General features: G+C 72.5%; 19 protein-coding genes and 1 tRNA gene. 9 read left to right on the forward strand and 11 right to left on the reverse strand.

Translation table 11 applies throughout. The features are described 5' to 3' along the window. Nucleotides 1-12: 12 nt before the first annotated feature. Nucleotides 13-693, reverse strand: a complete 681-nt coding sequence (locus tag BJ993_RS06770; RefSeq protein ID WP_036548856.1) for a hypothetical protein — start codon at nucleotides 691-693, stop codon at nucleotides 13-15. Between the two features lie 126 nt (nucleotides 694-819). Between BJ993_RS06770 and BJ993_RS06775 the strand changes: the two genes are divergently transcribed. The 4 genes from BJ993_RS06775 (at nucleotide 820) to BJ993_RS06790 (ending at nucleotide 3,656) form a co-directional block, all read left to right on the forward strand. Continuing rightward, nucleotides 820-1,275, forward strand: coding sequence for a nuclear transport factor 2 family protein (locus tag BJ993_RS06775; protein WP_179648176.1), 456 nt, complete (start codon nucleotides 820-822; stop codon nucleotides 1,273-1,275). Nucleotides 1,276-1,310: 35 nt separating this feature from the next. Continuing rightward, complete coding sequence (locus BJ993_RS06780; RefSeq protein WP_218864626.1) at nucleotides 1,311-2,123, forward strand: alpha/beta fold hydrolase; 813 nt, start codon at nucleotides 1,311-1,313, stop codon at nucleotides 2,121-2,123. A 39-nt stretch (nucleotides 2,124-2,162) separates the two neighbouring features. Beyond that, on the forward strand, nucleotides 2,163-3,101 hold the full coding sequence (locus BJ993_RS06785) for a YncE family protein (RefSeq protein WP_179648177.1): 939 nt from the start codon (nucleotides 2,163-2,165) through the stop codon (nucleotides 3,099-3,101). A gap of 66 nt (nucleotides 3,102-3,167) precedes the next feature. Then, nucleotides 3,168-3,656 carry an FBP domain-containing protein gene (locus tag BJ993_RS06790; RefSeq protein WP_036548865.1) on the forward strand — a complete coding sequence of 163 codons (489 nt, stop codon included), beginning with the start codon at nucleotides 3,168-3,170 and terminating at the stop codon, nucleotides 3,654-3,656. Between the two features lie 9 nt (nucleotides 3,657-3,665). Here the strand turns inward: BJ993_RS06790 and BJ993_RS06795 are convergent, their stop codons facing one another. Further along, nucleotides 3,666-4,295: a DUF2461 domain-containing protein gene (locus BJ993_RS06795; RefSeq protein WP_179648178.1), complete on the reverse strand. Its 630-nt coding sequence runs from the start codon at nucleotides 4,293-4,295 to the stop codon at nucleotides 3,666-3,668. 127 nt (nucleotides 4,296-4,422) lie between these two features. Between BJ993_RS06795 and BJ993_RS06800 the strand changes: the two genes are divergently transcribed. After that, nucleotides 4,423-4,752 (forward strand): hypothetical protein, encoded by a 330-nt coding sequence (locus tag BJ993_RS06800; RefSeq protein WP_179648179.1) that lies wholly within the window; start codon nucleotides 4,423-4,425, stop codon nucleotides 4,750-4,752. Between the two features lie 27 nt (nucleotides 4,753-4,779). Here BJ993_RS06800 and BJ993_RS06805 read toward each other — a convergent pair whose 3' ends face one another. Next, nucleotides 4,780-5,553 carry a hypothetical protein gene (locus BJ993_RS06805; RefSeq protein ID WP_179648180.1) on the reverse strand — a complete coding sequence of 258 codons (774 nt, stop codon included), beginning with the start codon at nucleotides 5,551-5,553 and terminating at the stop codon, nucleotides 4,780-4,782. A gap of 68 nt (nucleotides 5,554-5,621) precedes the next feature. Between BJ993_RS06805 and BJ993_RS06810 the strand changes: the two genes are divergently transcribed. After that, the gene (locus tag BJ993_RS06810; protein ID WP_179648181.1) at nucleotides 5,622-5,849 is read left to right on the forward strand and encodes a DUF5652 family protein; all 228 of its coding nucleotides are present in this window, start codon (nucleotides 5,622-5,624) and stop codon (nucleotides 5,847-5,849) included. 280 nt (nucleotides 5,850-6,129) lie between these two features. Here BJ993_RS06810 and BJ993_RS06815 read toward each other — a convergent pair. Both BJ993_RS06815 and BJ993_RS06820 read right to left on the reverse strand, forming a co-directional pair. After that, nucleotides 6,130-6,202: transfer RNA gene (locus BJ993_RS06815), tRNA-Gly, on the reverse strand. Nucleotides 6,203-6,232: 30 nt separating this feature from the next. Continuing rightward, entirely contained in the window at nucleotides 6,233-7,006 is a 774-nt protein-coding gene (locus tag BJ993_RS06820; protein ID WP_036548878.1) for an SGNH/GDSL hydrolase family protein, read from the reverse strand. 64 nt (nucleotides 7,007-7,070) lie between these two features. Here BJ993_RS06820 and dcd point away from each other — a divergent pair, with 64 nt between their 5' ends. Together dcd and BJ993_RS06830 are read left to right on the forward strand one after the other, a co-directional pair. Beyond that, nucleotides 7,071-7,646, forward strand: coding sequence for a dCTP deaminase (dcd, locus tag BJ993_RS06825; RefSeq protein WP_036549574.1), 576 nt, complete (start codon nucleotides 7,071-7,073; stop codon nucleotides 7,644-7,646). Nucleotides 7,647-7,678: 32 nt separating this feature from the next. After that, nucleotides 7,679-8,662, forward strand: a complete 984-nt coding sequence (locus tag BJ993_RS06830) for a siderophore-interacting protein (RefSeq protein WP_257026829.1) — start codon at nucleotides 7,679-7,681, stop codon at nucleotides 8,660-8,662. Nucleotides 8,663-8,675: 13 nt separating this feature from the next. Here BJ993_RS06830 and BJ993_RS06835 read toward each other — a convergent pair whose 3' ends face one another. The 6 genes from BJ993_RS06835 to BJ993_RS06855 all read right to left on the reverse strand — a co-directional run bounded on the left by BJ993_RS06835 (nucleotide 8,676) and on the right by BJ993_RS06855 (nucleotide 13,469). After that, the gene (locus BJ993_RS06835; protein WP_179648182.1) at nucleotides 8,676-10,589 is read right to left on the reverse strand and encodes a CocE/NonD family hydrolase; all 1,914 of its coding nucleotides are present in this window, start codon (nucleotides 10,587-10,589) and stop codon (nucleotides 8,676-8,678) included. A gap of 95 nt (nucleotides 10,590-10,684) precedes the next feature. Then, complete coding sequence (locus tag BJ993_RS25700) at nucleotides 10,685-10,813, reverse strand: hypothetical protein (RefSeq protein ID WP_257026830.1); 129 nt, start codon at nucleotides 10,811-10,813, stop codon at nucleotides 10,685-10,687. 39 nt (nucleotides 10,814-10,852) lie between these two features. Beyond that, a complete protein-coding gene (locus BJ993_RS06840; protein WP_179648183.1) occupies nucleotides 10,853-11,692 on the reverse strand; it encodes a DUF4097 family beta strand repeat-containing protein in 840 nt (279 codons plus the stop codon). A 28-nt stretch (nucleotides 11,693-11,720) separates the two neighbouring features. After that, on the reverse strand, nucleotides 11,721-12,263 hold the full coding sequence (locus tag BJ993_RS06845; RefSeq protein WP_036549579.1) for a hypothetical protein: 543 nt from the start codon (nucleotides 12,261-12,263) through the stop codon (nucleotides 11,721-11,723). 49 nt (nucleotides 12,264-12,312) lie between these two features. After that, nucleotides 12,313-12,999, reverse strand: a complete 687-nt coding sequence (locus tag BJ993_RS06850) for a hypothetical protein (RefSeq protein ID WP_179648184.1) — start codon at nucleotides 12,997-12,999, stop codon at nucleotides 12,313-12,315. Further along, a complete protein-coding gene (locus BJ993_RS06855) occupies nucleotides 12,996-13,469 on the reverse strand; it encodes a SigE family RNA polymerase sigma factor (RefSeq protein ID WP_179648185.1) in 474 nt (157 codons plus the stop codon). Before BJ993_RS06855 ends, BJ993_RS06850 begins: the two co-directional genes overlap by 4 nt. Nucleotides 13,470-13,595: 126 nt before the next feature. On the opposite strand from BJ993_RS06855, the gene BJ993_RS06860 reads away from it, so the two are divergent. After that, a complete protein-coding gene (locus BJ993_RS06860; RefSeq protein WP_179648186.1) occupies nucleotides 13,596-14,606 on the forward strand; it encodes a type IV toxin-antitoxin system AbiEi family antitoxin domain-containing protein in 1,011 nt (336 codons plus the stop codon). Nucleotides 14,607-14,632: the final 26 nt, after the last annotated feature.

A 14,632-nucleotide genomic window follows, 5' to 3' on the forward strand; every position in this document is an offset into this window, starting at 1 on the left:
GGCCGAGGCCGGTCAGGCGACGTCGTCGAGCTGCTTGCCGAGCTTCTTCTTGAGCTTGCGGCGCTTGCGGTCGAGCTCCTCGAGCCGGACCTCGAGCGAGGCGTTGCGGCGGGCGAGCCGCTCGAGCTCGCGCCGGGCGTCCGGCAGGGACTGCACGACCGGCGTGGCGTTGGGGACCGCGTCGAGCCGGAGCGACGTCGTACCGAAGCCGACGAGCCTGCCGAACGCCTTCCAGACGTCGGCCGGCTCCATGCCGTCGGTCTCGACCACGTGGAGGCGCTCCGGCTTCCGGACGGCGGCGGACCAGCGGCCGACGGTGGCGGCCTCGTCGTCGTTGCCGGTCGTCACCACGACGTGCACCTGGTGGCCGGCGAGCGCGTCGACGAGGAGCGCGACCTGCTCGGTCGTCGCGGAGGCCAGCAGGGCCTGGCTGAAGACGAGGTCGGCCCTCGTCCTCTGCGCGCGCCGGACGAGCCGGGTCCACTGGCCCTCGACGTCGGCGCGCTTGAGGCCCCAGGCCTTGTGGGAGCGGGTCATCTCGACGCCGGCGCGGAAGCTCTCCGCGGGCGTGCGGGCGACGGAGGCGACACCGAGCTCGACGAGCGCCTCGTGGTGGTGGGCGAGCGCGGGCTCGATCACGTCGCCGGCGCCCGGCATGCCGACGTGGATCCACGCCTTGAGCTTCTTGGCCATGCCAGCACGGTGGCACCGGTCGATGAGCGGACCGTGAACCGTCGGTGACGGGACGGCATGGGGCTCGGTGACAACCGTCACCCCGAGAGGTAGAACCTGTTCTAGATTGGGCCTACGATGGCCCGCATGATCACCTCCGACGCGATCGTCTGGAATGCCCCGAACGACCCGCACCCGGCGCGCGCGGCCTCGCAGCGCTCCTACTCCGCCGTGGCCAAGGGCGACCTCGCCGAGTGGCTGACGGTGTACGCCGAGGACGCGGTCCTCGAGGACCCGGTCGGCCCGTCGATGTTCGACCCCGAGGGCAAGGGCCACCACGGCCACGCCGGGATCTCGGCGTTCTGGGAGAAGGCGATCGCGCCGATCGCGACCTTCGAGTTCCAGATCAACGACTCGTTCGCCAACCCGGGCAGCAACACCTGCGCCAACATCGGGCGGATCCGGACGTCCTTCGCCGACGGCTCGCACACGACGACCGACCTGATCATGGTCTACGTCGTCGACGACGACGGCCGGGTGAAGTCGATGAAGGCGTTCTGGGAGCCCGACCGGACGATGGCCAGCTTCACCGCCGCGGGCTGAGGTCCGCTGCGGTCGGGGTCGGGCATGCTGGCCCGGTGACCGACCTCGTCGAGCAGCACGTCCCGACCCCGCTCGGCCGCCTGCGCGTGCAGGTCGGCGGCGAGGGCCCGGTCATGCTCTTCTGGCCGAGCCTGCTGATGACCGGCGACCTCTGGCTCGGCCAGGCAGCGCACTTCTCCGCGACCCACCGGGTGGTCCTCGTCGATCCGCCCGGCCACGGCGGCAGCGAGCCGCTCACCGCGCCCTTCACCTTCGCGGCCTGCGCCGACACCATCGCCGCCGTCCTCGACGCCCTCGGGGCGGAGTCCGCGGACGTCGTCGGGAACTCGTGGGGCGGGATGGTCGGCGCGACCTTCGCCGCCACCCACCCCGACCGCGTCCGGCACGCCGTCCTGATGAATGCGACCGCCTCGCCGGCGGGCCGGCGGCAGCGGCTGGAGTTCGGCCTGATGCTCCGGGTGGCGCGCCTCCTCGGCGGCATCCGCCCGCCGCTCACGTCCCGCGCCCTCGCCGCCTTCCTGGGACCGACCACGATGCGCGAGCGCCCCACCGTGGTCGCGGCCGTACGCCGCAGCATCGAGTCGGTCGACATCACCTCGGGCGCGTGGGCGGTGCGCAGCGTCGTACCGGACCGGCCGGACCAGCGGGCCCTGCTGGCCTCGATCACCGCGCCCACCCTGGTGGTCGCCGGACGGGACGACGCGACCTTCCCGGTCGCGGAGACCCGGGCGATGGCGCAGGCCATCCCGGGCGCACGGTTCGAGGTGCTGGACGGCGTCGCCCACCTCGCCGCACTGGAGGACCCGGCGCGGGTCAACGCGCTCGTCGACCAATTCGTCCGCGACTGAGAAGGGTTGGCACGACCAGCCGCAGGACAGGATGCGCCCATGCGCCGCACCTTCCTCCGCACCGCTCCCGCCCTCCTGCTGCTCGTGCCGCTCGCGGCCTGCGGCGACGACGACCCGGCCGCCCCCGACGCCGCTCCGCTGGGCGACGGCATCGCCTGGCGGGACGGGGCGACGGTCCACTTCCCGGGAGGCGAGGAGGTCGACAGCGGCCAGGAGGACGGCCAGGCGTGGCGGACCAGCGACGGCGTCGTCATCACCTCCTGGGACGGAGGCACGGTCTACGTCACCCCGGACGGCTCGGTCTCCGACCTCGACATCCCCGAGGAAGCCCAGGTCGCTGCGGACCCCACGCAGTCGGTGGTCGCGTGGGCGAAGGTCCAGCCCGGTGACGGTGTCGTGCACGTGCTGGACCCCGCGACAGGCAAGGAGCGGGCAGCGATCAGCACCGACTACGACGACGCCACCGAGCTCTCGATCGAGGGCGACCGGATCTGGCTCCACAGCAGCGAGCTCGCGAGCACTCTCGAGATCGACTGGCCCAGCGGCAAGGTCACCCGGTCGCCGCTGAAGTACGTCCGCAGCATCGGCAGCCGCTACGCCGTGGTCGAGGGCGGCAACGAGAACTACGTCGAGGCCGGTGCCGCGAAGCCGGGCGTCATCGACCTCGAGACCCGCAGGATGGTGCTCCGCGGCTGGGACTGGGGCCTCAGTCCCCGGAACACCTACGCCACCAGGGAGCTGAGCGACGGCGATGCGAGCACCGCCGACACCAGGATCGGCGTGCTCGACCTCGCGACCGGGAAGTACGTCGCCCGGCTCGCCGCCCGTCCCGACGACTCCAACTGGCTCAACTGGGCGTGGACGCTCGACGAGAAGACGATCTACTGGTTCGAGGGCAACGAGCTCGTGCAGTGCGCGAGCGCGACGTTCACGTGCACCAGGAGCAAGGTCGACGCGACGTTCCCGTCGGTGCTGTAGCCGGGCACCCGTCGTTCGCCGCGGGCGGCGGAAAACGGGTGGCGCCGTTCCTTAGGGTGGATCGACGTGAGCCCCCTGACCGAGCAACAGATCCGCGCCTCCTTCGTGAACTGCTCGAAGGGCGAGGCGAAGCGGCTCAACGTGCCGCGCCAGCTGACCGACCTGCCGTGGGACGACCTGGACTTCCTCGGCTGGCGCGACCCGCAGTCGCGGACGCGCGCCTACCTCGTCGCGGAGCGGGCCGGCTCGTTGACCGGCGTGGTGCTGCGGGCGTCCGACGGGAGCGGCGGCGTACCGCGGAAGAACCTGTGCACGATCTGCCTCACGCCGCACTCCGCCGGCGGCGTGGTGCTGCTGGTCGCGCCGCGGGCCGGGAAGGCCGGCCAGAACGGCGACTCCGTCGGCACCTACATCTGCGCCGACCTGCAGTGCTCGCTGTACGTGCGCGGCAAGCGGGTGACCGACCAGGGCAAGCTCCCCGAGTCGCTGACGCCGGAGCAGAAGGTCGCCCGACTCAACGAGAACCTCGACGCATTCCTGCGTCGCGTCGGGTGATCGACGGCGTCAGCTGGTCGCGGCCTCGATCCAGTTGACCAGCGGGCGCAGCCGGCGCCAGTCGTCGCGCACCCGGTCGAGCAGCTCGGCGGTGTGCACGAACGGCTCGAAGCCGTAGGAGCGCATGCCGAGCACGGTCTTCATCTTCAGCAGCTCGATGCGGGGGTGCTCCTTGTCGTAGCCCCGGGGCACGGTCTTGAGCCGCTCCCCCGCGACCTCGAAGCCGCCCTTCTCGAGGTCGCGCAGGATCCGCTGCAGCGCCTTGCCGGTCTTGTCGTCGGCCATCGCCTCGCGCAGCGCCGCCAGCCGCTCGCCGCCGGCCTCGTAGATGCCACCACCGACCCGTACGCCGGGGGCCGCGACCTCGACGTACCAACCGGTGGCCTGGGCGACGCCGACGAAGGCACCCTGGTGCGTCTTGTAGGGCGTCTTGTCCTTCGCGAAGCGCACGTCACGGTAGGGGCGGAACACCTTCGCCGGCCCGAACTCCTGGGCCAGCGCGTCGGTCAGCGCGACCATCGGCGCCTTCACCTGCTCGGTGTAGACGTCCTTGTGCGCCTCCCAGAACGACTTCGTGTTGTCGACCTCGAGGTCGTCGTAGAAGTCGAGGGCGGCGACGGGGAAACCGGTGAAGGCCATGCCCGAAGCCTAGGAGACTGCACGGATCCGATAGCCCTGGTGGGCCGGACAAGTCGGCCGGACGCGCCTAGCCTGAGGACCGGAGGGCTTGGCCCCCAAGCCCGGCACCAGAGAGGGCAAACGCGTCATGAAGAGACTGTTGGTGAGCTTCGCCGCCGCCGCTGGGCTGGCGATCGGCGTGTCGGGCACCGCGTACGCCGGCGAGGTCAACGGCAACGGCGAGGACATCCCGGCCCCAACGCACGCGGCATCCGAGTGCGTCTTCTCGGGACAGGACACCCCCGATGCCGTCGAGGGCAACCCCGAGGGCTTCGACGACGACGTCCTCGCCGTCCGCGGCAACCAGAGTCCCGGCGGCAAGGACCGCTACCACGGCGTCCAGAGCTACGGCTCCTTCGTCCGGGCGCACCTGAAGGCCTTCGTCCCGTCACCCGGCCAGGCCTGCAACCCCAGCTGAGACCCGGCCCTTCGTCGGCGCCCGTCGTCAGGAAGGGACGGCGGGCGGCCGATCCACGACGCGCGGGAACGGGACGTTCCACCGCAGCGCGTGCTGGATCGCGACGACCATCGCCTCGTCGTCCATCGGGTCGTCGGCGTCGTACCAGACCGTCGTGCGCTGGCCGTCCAGCAGGATGCCGTGTTGCGGGACGGTCATCCGCCGGTGCAGGCGGTAGGTGTGGTCGCCGATGACGAAGCCGAACGTCACCGTCGTGATGACGTTCGAGGCCTCCTCGACGTCATGGGGATCGAGGCCCGAGTCGAGCACGGTGGCCGGGACCGCCGCACCGCGGGCGATCAGGTCCAGCTCGCGGCGGTAGCGGCGACGGCGCCGTCGTGCACGCGCGGAGGCGAGGACCATCGCGACGGCACCGGCCGCGGCGAGGCCGGCCGCGCCGACGACGTACCCGCCGGCGACACCGAGCTCCCGGGCCGCGAGGAGGAGGCCGATCGCCGAGGCCGGGAGGGCGGTCCCCCACGCGTGCAGCTGCCCGACGGAGAGCGGGTGGCTGTCGGCCATGAACGACCACATCACCCAGCCGACGACAGCGACCACGAGGCCGCCGATGGTGATCATCCCGATGTCGTCGCCGGCGACATAGGCCGCGGGCGCGTCCTCGTTGGCGTCGATCACCGTGCAGCCGATCCCGTAGCCGGCGAGCACGCCACCGACCAGCAGGAGGGCCTGGGCGAGCGTCAGCCCCACCCCGTGCGAGGGGCGCGGGGTGAACGTGAACGGTGGCGGCTCCGAGATGGCCATGCGCCATGAGACCGCCTCGGCACGCCTTTCGGCAAGGGGTCTCACCAGTGACCTCCGATACTGGGGCCATGGCGAAGCGATGGAGTGACCTCGACCCCCGCGCCCGCAAGGCGATCCTCGTCGTCGGCGCGATCGACGGCGCCCTGAAGACAGTCGCGCTCATCGACCTCAAGCGCCGGACGGCCGAGGAGGTACGCGGCTCCCGCAAGGCCTGGGCCGCGGCCCTGACCTTCGTGAACTCCGCGGGCGTGCTGCCGGTCGTGTACTTCGTCCGCGGTCGTCGTACGACGGGCTGAAACGGCCAACTCGACGGGCCAAACCGCCAACTCGACGGGCCAAACCGCCAACTCGACGGGCCAAACGGCCAACTCGACGGACGAAACGGCCAACTCGACGGGCCAAACGGCCAACTCGACCGGCGGCGCGCTCGCGCCCGGTGGGCTGCAGTGTCGGCTTGCCGCCAGACCAACCCAGCCATCCGCCGGAGACAACCGCGGCGCGGCAGCGCGGCGGGAGCGAAGCTCCGGCAGCTTGCTGCCCCCGCCTTCGCGAAGACGCGCTCGCGCCATCAAACAGAGCGGATGACGAGGTTCGAACTCGCGACATTCAGCTTGGGAAGCTGACGCTCTACCAACTGAGCTACATCCGCATGCCCCGCCTTCGCGGAGCGTGGAGGATGCTACCCGATGGGTGCGAGGGAGGGACGCTTCGGCTCCACCCCGTCGCCGGAGGAGCGCCCGGTGACGCGGCGCTGGACCCACGGCGCGAGGTGCGTCCGGGCCCAGGCCAGGTCGGCGGCACGCTGCTCGCGCGCGCTGAGGACGGGTACGACGGCGGGCGCGATCGGCTGGAGGTCGTGGGCGACGCCCAGGGCGTCCAGGGCGGCGATCGCGATCTTCTGGTGGCCGACGGCGTTGAGGTGGAGGCGGTCGTCGTCCATGACCTCGGCGACGGTCCAGTCCCTCATCCGCCACATGTCGACGATGCTCGCGCCGTGCTTCTCGGCGATCTCGCGGACCCACTCGTTGAAGATGGCGGTGCGGCCGCGGATCACCTTGATGACGCCGTTGAGGCCGGGGTCGGCGATCGTGAACATCAGGACGTGGGCACCGGCGGCGCTCATCCGGCCGATCGCGTCGTCGTAGGTGGCGGCGAGGGCGTCGATGTCCACCTTGGGCCGCAGCACGTCGTTGCCGCCGCCGTGGATGGAGACCAGGTCGGGGCCGAGGGCGAGCGCGGCGTCGACCTGCTCGTCGATGATCGCGGGCAGCTTGCGGCCGCGGATGGCGAGGTTGGCGTAGCCGAAGTCCTTGCCGGCGGCGGATGCGGCGGCGGCCAGGCCCTCGGCCGTGCGGTCGGCCCAGCCGCGCAGGCCGTTCGGGCGGGCCGGGTCGGGGTCGCCGACGCCTTCGGTGAACGAGTCGCCCAGTGCGACGTACTTGCTGAAGGTCACCTCAGCATTCTGCGCCCGTGATCAGGGCCACTCGCAACCGGCACCGGCAGGTAGGGTGCGGTCCGTGCTGCTCAGCGACCGTGACATCACCGCCGAGATCGACTCCGGCCGGATCGGCCTGGAGCCCTACGACCCGGGGCTGATGCAGCCGTCGTCGGTCGACTTCCGGCTGGACCGGTTCTTCCGGGTCTTCGACAACCACAAGTACCCCTCGATCGACCCGGCGGCGGACCAGTCCGACCTGACCCGCGTTGTCGAGCCGGAGGGTGACGAGCCGTTCATCCTGCACCCGGGCGAGTTCGTCCTGGGTTCGACGTACGAGGTCGTCACGCTGCCCGACGACATCGCCGCGCGCGTCGAGGGCAAGTCGTCGCTGGGCCGGCTGGGCCTGCTGACCCACGCGACCGCGGGCTTCGTGGACCCGGGCTTCTCGGGCCACGTCACGCTCGAGCTCGCCAATGTCGCGACGCTGCCGATCAAGCTCTACCCGGGCATGAAGATCGGGCAGTTCTGCTTCTTCCGGCTGTCCTCGCCGAGCGAGCACCCGTACGGCTCGGAGAAGTACGGCTCGCGCTACCAGGGCCAGCGCGGCCCGACGCCGTCGCGCTCGTTCCAGAACTTCCACCGCACCTCGATCTGAGGCGGTCACCGAGGTTAGGTTAGCCTGACCTCATGACCGTGGAGAACACGTACGTCGCCAGCCTGCCGATGCTGCTCACCGAGCTCGAGGTGGTGCGGGCCGAGCGTGTCTCGCCGTCCTTCGTGCGGATCGAGCTCGGCGGCCCCGAGCTGGCCGAGTTCGGCACCCCGGGCCCGGTCCTCGACCAGCGGATCAAGATCGTCTTCCCGAACGCGGCCGGCACGCTGCCGTCGTTCGCCGATGCCGACGAGTCCTGGTGGACCACGTGGATGGAGATCCCCGAGGACGAGCGCGGCTCGATGCGGACCTACACGATCCGCGACGTCGTCGGCGAGGGCGCCGACACCCGGTTCGTGGTCGACATCGTGGTGCACGAGGCCAGCGGCCACGACGACCCGCTCGACGGTGCGGGCAACCGGTGGGCCCTGCAGGCCGCGGCCGGGCAGCGGCTCGTCGTCATGGCACCGCGGCGCGGCCACGAGTTCGGCGGCATCGAGTGGTCGCCGGGCGCGGCCGACCGGCTGCTGCTGGTGGGCGACGAGACCGCCGCGCCCGCGATCCGCGGCATCCTGCGCGACCTGCCGGCGGACGCGAGCGGCGCGGCCTTCCTGGAGGTGCCCGTCGACGGCGACGTGCTCGACGACGTCGTCGCGCCCCCGGGCGTCGAGGTGACCTGGCTCCCCCGCAACGGCGGCGCGCGCGGCGAGGAGCTGCACGCCGCCGTCCTCGCCCACCTGACCGGCAGTGCGCCGGCCGAGGCGATCACCGTGGGCGACGACGAGATCGACCCCGACCTCTGGGAGACCCCCGTCTACTCGTCCTCCGGCGAGCAGGTGGCCGACGCGACTGCCGTACCCACGGACGGGTCGCCGTTCGCGGGCCTCTACGCCTGGATCGCCGGCGAGTCCAAGGTCGTCACCGGCCTGCGCCGCAAGCTGGTCAACGACCTCGGCCTCGACCGCAAGCAGGTGGCGTTCATGGGCTACTGGCGCGAGGGCGTCTCGATGCGCTCGTGACCACCCGGGGCGGTCAGGGGCGCACCGGCAGCGTCACCGAGGACGGGTACGACGGACCGGTGTGCACCGTCAGCGGCACGAGCTGACCCAGCAGACTGGTCAGCGGCGAGAGCAGGTGCGGGACGTCGAACGCCTGCACGGCGACCCGGAGCCGGTGGCCGGGCTGGACGACCGCACCGGTCGGGAAGACCTCGACGTCGACCGGCGCGACCTGGCCGGAGGCGAGGTTCTTCTGGGTCGCCTTGGTGAACGGGTGCCACGGCTGGATCAGCTTGCCGTCGAGGTAGCGCGACCTGGTCGTGTCGAGCGTGCGGTGCGAGACGACCTGCCAACCGCCGGTGATCCGGCTGACCGAACCGTCGGGCGCGACGTCCTCGACCGCGACCGACAGCATCCCGTCACCGGTCGGCGTGGAGACGTAGAGGCGCGCGTTGATCGGCCCCTGGAAGCGGACCGGCGTCGACACCGGCGCGGTGTCGAAGGTGAGGCCGCCCAGGTCGTTGAACCGGTTGTTGGTGAAGCACGGGAAGTCCTTCAGCAGCAGGCTCGGCACGCCCGCGGTCCACTGGTTGGCCGAGCGCGTGCACAGCCCGGTGACCGGGACCGGCGGGACGATCGAGGTGCCGGCGGCCGGCGTACCGGTGGCGAGGCGGCCGGAGGTGCCACCGACGCTGGACGTCCCGGACAGCTTGTACTGGCGGGCCGACAGGTCGGAGGCGATCCACCTGTCGCGCTTCACCCAGCGGCCGGAGCCCTGCTCGTAGTAGGTCAGCGGGGCGATCTTGTCGAGCTGCCCGTCGCGGCCCTTGATGTAGTGGTCGAACCACCGCAGCTGCAGCTCGGCGAGCGTGCCGTAGCCGGCCTTGGGGACCTCGGCGCCGGAGGAGCCCTGCAGGTGGTCCCACGGGCCGAGGATGAGCTTCACCGGGACCCCGTTGCGCTGCAGCCGCTCGAAGTCGAGCGGGGTGCCGCGCTGGAAGAGGTCGTGCTCGCCGCCGACGAGGAAGGTCGGCACCTTCACCTTGTCGATGACCGAGATCGGCGAGCGCTCGCGGTAGAACGGCCCGTCGTACGCCGGGTCGCCGCCGAGCAGCGCCTGGACCGCGAGCGGCAGGGTGAACCCGAGGCCACCCATCAGGTGGTCGGTGGCCATCTTGAAGCCGGCCTCCGGCTCCTGCAGTCCGTACGCCGGCGGGAAGACGCCGGTCGCGGTCACGAGGCCGAGCCACAGCGGGATGAACCCGACGTCGATCTGGCCGCCCGAGGCGACGACGTCGCGGTAGACGTCGGCCGCGGGCACCTGCGGGAAGATCGCCTTGAGGCCCCGCGGCTGGCGGGCGGCGGCGAAGAGCTGCGAGATGCCCATGTACGACGCACCGGTCATCCCGACCTTGCCGTTGCTCCACGACCGGGTGGCGGCCCACTCGACGATGGCGCCGGCGTCCTTGCCCTCGCGGGCACTGAAAGCCGCCCACTGGCCCTGCGAGGAGCCGGTGCCGCGGGCGTCGACGGTGAGCTGGGCGTAGCCGCGCTTGACCAGGTAGGCCGGGTCGGCGCCGGACAGCACCGCGCCGCCGCCGGCGGAGAGCAGGGTCTTGTTGTAGGCGGTGATCGTCACGATCACCGGGAGGCGGGCGGCGACCGGCTTGCCGTCGGCCGTGGCCGGGCGGGTCAGGTCGCCGCGGAGGATGACGCCGTCGTCCATCCGGATCGCGAGGTCACGCGTGGTGACCGTCTTCGCGTACTGCTCGGGACGGGGCGTCCAGCCCGTCGCGGCGGCCTGCGTCGCCATCGGCGCCGTCGGCGTCGCGGCGGCCGGCGCCGCATCCGGTACGGCGAGCGCCGGGCTGCTCGCGGGGACGGCGACCGCGGCGGCGAGCACCGCGGTGACCAGGGCTGCGGCAGGGCGCGGCAGGCGGACGTTCATCGGGATCTCCCTCCTCCGGGCCCTTGCGGACCCGGAGGAGCAACGAGGGAGGTGCGACGGGCGTCACGTCGTGCCCGACCGGTTCCGGCAACGCCTCAGAAGGCGCTGGTGGTCCGGCGGGACCGGGCCGCCTTGGCCCGGGCGACCAGGCGCTGGCGGCTGGCGCGGCGGACCCGGTCGTCGATGTCCTGGCGGACACGCTGCTCGTGGAGCATCTCGAACATCGTTCTCTCCTCTGACGGGATCGGACTGGATCGGGCGGGTCAGGCGGGGACGAGGGCGACGTCACCGGACACGGTCGTCGCGCGGATCTCGACGTGGTCGGCGCCCGGCTCGGGCTGGCCCGCGGACGGCAGGGTCGAGCTGACCCGGCCGGTGATCGTGGTGATGTCGGTCCACACCGGCGTCCCGACCGGGACGCCGACGAGGATGTCGCCGGACGCACCCTTGGCGCTGATCCGTCCGCGGCGGGCGTTGCGCACGGTGAGGCGGCCCGATCCCGTCGTACTGGCGATGTCGTCCTCGGACTCCAGGACCTCCAGGTCGCCGGACCCGGTCTTGACGACGACCGAGCGCGAGGCGTGGCCGATCCGGACGTCACCGGACCCGGTGGAGATCGAGGCGACCCCGTCGGCGGCGTCGAGCACGATGTCGCCCGAGCCGCTGCGGATCCGGACGTCGCCGGCGACGGCCGCGATCGCGACGTCACCCGAGCCGGTGTCGATGACCGCGCTGTCGGAGATGCGGTCGAGGCGGACGCCGGCCGAGCCGGCCTTGATCCGGGTCGCCGCGACCTCGCCGGTCACGTCGATGTCGGCGCTCCCGCTCTTCACGACGAGCTGGCTGCCGGTCGGGACCTCGACCTCGATGTCGAGGGACTGGTCGCCGCGGAACAGGCCGCCGGCACGCCACTTCGGCGCCAGGACGCTGACCTTGCCGCGGTCGTGGGTGATCGTCGCCTCCTCGGCCCGGACGCCCGCGACGCGGACGTGGGTGGTGGAGGTGGCGGTGGCGACCACGACGACGCGGCCGGAGCCGTTCTCGACGTACAGGTGGACGGGGTCGGGGGTCTCGAAGGTACGGACGAGGGGTTCGCCGTTCATGTCGTGCTCCTTGGGATCTGGGGGATGGTCAGAGCCAGCCGGTCATCCGGCGGTTGCCCGGCTTGCTGGAGAAGGGGAAGTCGCCGCCGAACGGCACGCTCGACAGGTCGACGTCGACGTGGATCGCCCGCTCGCTGGTGGCGCCGCGGATCAGGTTGACCAGCCAGGTGTTGAGCGACTGGCCGGCCTGGGCGGCGAAGTCGTCGGCGCGGTTCTTGAGCGACTCGGGAAGCCGCAGGCTGACCCGGGCCAGGCCCTCGTCCTCGCCCGCGGGCGGCACCGGCGGCACGGGCGCCGCCGGCGGGGCCGGCGTCGGAGGCGTGGCCGGCAGACCGGCGTCGACGACGAAGTCGAGGTCGCGCCCGTCGAGGCGGACGTCGACGCTGCCGTCGGCCATCGCCGCGGTGATCTCGGCGGCAGCGTGGCTGATCGCCTCCATCACCGCGAGCCGGACCGCGGGGTCGAGCGCGTAGCCGAGCCGCTCGGCGATCTCCCGCGCCTCGGGGCCGGCGCTCTCGGCGGCGGCCTGGAGGTCGCGGCGGAGGCTGTCGACGTACGGCGTGATGTCCATGTGCATCACTATGACGTCACAATGACGTCAAGTCAAGGGCATTGTGGCGTCACATGACGCCATAGATGGCGCCACCCTCGTCGATCCAGAGCAGGACGTACCAGCCGTCGCAGGCCGTGCCGGGCCCGGAGACGCGCACCACGTCGCTCGTCGCCGCGCGGTACGCCGGGGGCAGGGTGTCGTCGTGCCCGCAGCCCGGGAGGCCGGCCTCCACCTGGAGCTCGCCCTTCGTGTGGAAGATGCGCGCGACCGGATCGATGCCGCAGTCGGGGAAGCCGAGCCCCGAGCACCCGGACCACCGGGCGCGGTCCGTCGGCTCGTCGACCCACGGCGGGGAGAAGCCGCCCGTCATCCGGCGGACGCGGTCGGCGAACCTCGGTGGGCTCTGACCGTTGCGCGCCCACCGGATGAACCGGTCCGTCGCCGCGGAGCGGGCAGGCGACGGCTCCCGTCGCACCGCCGGGTCCTCGCTCCGTCGCTCTCCGATGCTCGGCCGCTGCGCCGGCTCCGGCGGCACCTGCCTCCCGTCACCCAGCTGCCGCGCCACGACCCACGCGGCGCCGGCGACCAGCACGACGCAGGCCGCCACCGCGACCAGCGCCGACCAGCGTCGGTGGCGGCGCGCCTCGGGCAGCCCGGTCAGGGTCAACGGCGCCGGGCCGTCGACCTCGATGGTCGCGGCCGCGGCGCCGAGCAGCCGGCGGGCCTCGCTCTCGGTCACGGCGTCCTCGCTCATGGCGTCTCCTCGGTGGCGACGAGCGGGGCGAGCGCCCGGAGCGCGCGGGCGGTCCGTGACTTCACGGTTCCGGGGGCGACGCCCAGCGCGCGGGCGGTGTCCCGCTCGGACAGGTCGGCGAAGTAGCGGAGCACGAGCACCTCGCGGTGCTCGGGACTCATCGCGGCGAGCGCCCGCCGCACGGCCACGCCCTCGGCCCAGGCCGGGTCGGCGCCGGGCCGGTCGGGCAGGTCGGCGCTCGGCAGCTCACCGTTCCAGCGGCGCTGCCGGGCGTCGTACAGGGTGGTGACGAGGACCCGGTGGACGTAGGCGTCGGGGTGGTCGGCGGCCGCGACCCGCGGCCACGACCGGTAGCACTTCAGCAGCGCGGCCTGGACCACGTCCTCCGCGTCGGCCGGTGGGCAGCCGAGGAGCACGACGGTCCGCACCAGTCGCGGGCGTCGCTGTGCGACGTACGCACTGAAGTCCATGCCGGGCGCCTCCTCGGGTCACCCAGTGTGACCGGCGAGGGGGGCCGGTTGGTTCCGAACGAGGGAGTTCTCCACACCCCCAAGTGCGCAGGCGTGGCGCCGCTCCGCGCCGGGCAGGGCCACGGCATGCGCCCCATCGAGAGGATCCTGGCCGATCAGGACGGCGTCGTCAGCAGGCGGCAGGCGCTCGCCGCCGGGCTCAGCGCGAACGACGTACGCCGGCGGCTCCGGCGGCGGGAATGGGCGGTGATCCATGACGGCGTGTACGTCGACCACACCGGCCCGCTCACGTGGCGCCAGCGGGCGTGGGCGGCCGTGCTCGCCTGCTGGCCGGCCGCTCTCGCCGATGCGTCCGCCCGCCGAGCCCACGAGGGGCCGGGTCGACACGGCGTCGACGGCCGCGCCGAGATCCAGATCGTGGTCGACCACCGACGCAAGGTCAGGCAGCCACCGGGTGTGGACGTCCGCCGGATCCGCAGGTTCGAGCAGGTCGTGCAGTGGAACCTCGGACCGCTCCGCATGCGGTACGACGACGCGATCCTCTCGATCGCCGACAACGCGGCCACCGACCTCGCCGCGATCGCGGTCCTCGCGGACGCGTGCGGCGGCCGCCGCACGACGGCGGATCGCCTGATCGTCGCGCTCAGGGGGACGGCACGCCTGCACCGTCGCGAGTGGCTGGCGCAGGTGCTGAACGACGTCGCGGAGGGAACCTGCTCGGTGCTCGAGCACGGCTACCTGACGCGGGTCGAGCGGCCGCACGGCCTACCGCGCGGGCTGCGCCAGGTCGAGGCGCGCGACAGCGCGGGGCGACGGCTGTTCCGCGACGTGCGCTACGGCGGCGAGCGACCGCGGTGGCGCCAGATCGTCGAGCTCGACGGGCGCCTCGACCACTCCTCGGTGGCCGACCGGGACCGTGATCTCGATCGCGACCTCGATGCCGCCGTCGACAGGGAGCACACGGTGCGGCTCGGATACGGGCAGGTGTTCGAGCGGGCTTGCCGCACGGCGTCGCGGCTCGATCTTCTCCTTCACCGCCATGGGTGGCGTGGCTGCGCCCACGCCTGCCCGGATTGCCCTGCGGAGATTGCCTGGCGTGGCCAGCCTCGCCCGAACGACGAAGTGGGGAACTTCTGAGTCACACCGTGACTCAGAACTTCCCC

Origin of the sequence: Nocardioides aromaticivorans (assembly GCF_013408525.1) — a bacterium.
Classification (GTDB): domain Bacteria; phylum Actinomycetota; class Actinomycetes; order Propionibacteriales; family Nocardioidaceae; genus Nocardioides; species Nocardioides aromaticivorans.